The organism is Micromonospora sp. DT44 (assembly GCF_049841635.1).
Lineage (GTDB): Bacteria > Actinomycetota > Actinomycetes > Mycobacteriales > Micromonosporaceae > Micromonospora.
In genome coordinates this window covers 1-939 of the sequence record NZ_JBNCKS010000151.1, presented here as the reverse complement: position 1 = coordinate 939, position 939 = coordinate 1, and the positions used below count along the sequence as shown (strand labels likewise).

At 62.9% G+C, this 939-nt stretch carries 1 protein-coding gene and 1 pseudogene; both read left to right on the top strand.

Annotated elements, in window-relative coordinates:
- A partial coding sequence (locus ACLQ25_RS32710; RefSeq protein WP_425734588.1) for a GNAT family N-acetyltransferase occupies positions 1–506 on the top strand: 506 nt, incomplete at its 5' end.
- A gap of 243 nt (positions 507–749) precedes the next feature.
- A pseudogene (locus ACLQ25_RS32705) lies at positions 750–869 on the top strand (NUDIX hydrolase); the annotation flags it as partial.
- Positions 870–939 lie beyond the last annotated feature (70 nt).

Below are 939 nucleotides of genomic sequence, written 5' to 3'. Positions count from 1 at the left end.
CATACCTCAGGCCTACCAAACCCATCGACGTCGGTCACGCCGACACGCCGACGGACATCAGCCTTTCAACCTCTGTAGCGGTCGAGGATGACGTAGAGCTGGTCATGAAGTGGTTCGGCGCGTTCGTGGGCGACGCCGACGAACAGGCGGGCCGCCGACGCGGTGCCAGCGCGCATGAGGTGCCCGACCGTGCGGAATTGCTGCGCCGACTACGGGCCGGGCAGCTGTGGTTCTGGGTCGACGGGACTGGAGATCGGGTGCACCTCACCGGCGCCAACCCCCCATCGTTCGGGGTCGCGCGCATCGGCCCGGTGTACACGCCGCCAGCCCAGCGCGGGCGTGGATGGGCCAGCAACGCGGTTGCCGAGGTTTCCCGGCGGATCCAGGCCGACGGTGCACGGGTGTGCCTGTACACCGACCAGGCAAACCCGACCTCGAACAAAATCTACGCCGCGCTTGGCTACCGGCCGGTGGTAGACATGGCCAACCTCATCATCGTCCACTGACGAGAATGGCGTGCATGGCGGAGGAGGTTAAGGTCGACCACTCCCCGCCCTCTACCGTCGGCGAGATAGGCAAAAGATTCATCGTCCATGGACTTATGGCCCGCGCACCTGGCGCATCTATAGGATCTCGTTAGCTTGTCCGTGAATTGTCATCCTGATACTGATTGCTGGGAGCCGTGCGGCTAGGGCGCAGTATCCGCAGAGCTGCCATCTTGTTTTGCTAAATGTCGATACGGAGATCGTATGGTGGCGAAGGTCGTGGTGGAAAAAGTTCTCTGCTATGTGGTGCGGGAGGGGCGGTTGCTCGTCTTCCGTCACACCGACTACAGCTACGAGCAGGTGGGCATCGAGGTGCCGGGGGGGTGTCCCTATGGGTTTCGTCAAGCGGGGACGGGTGCCTGATCTGTCGGCCGTGGTTGGTAGGGGATCTTGT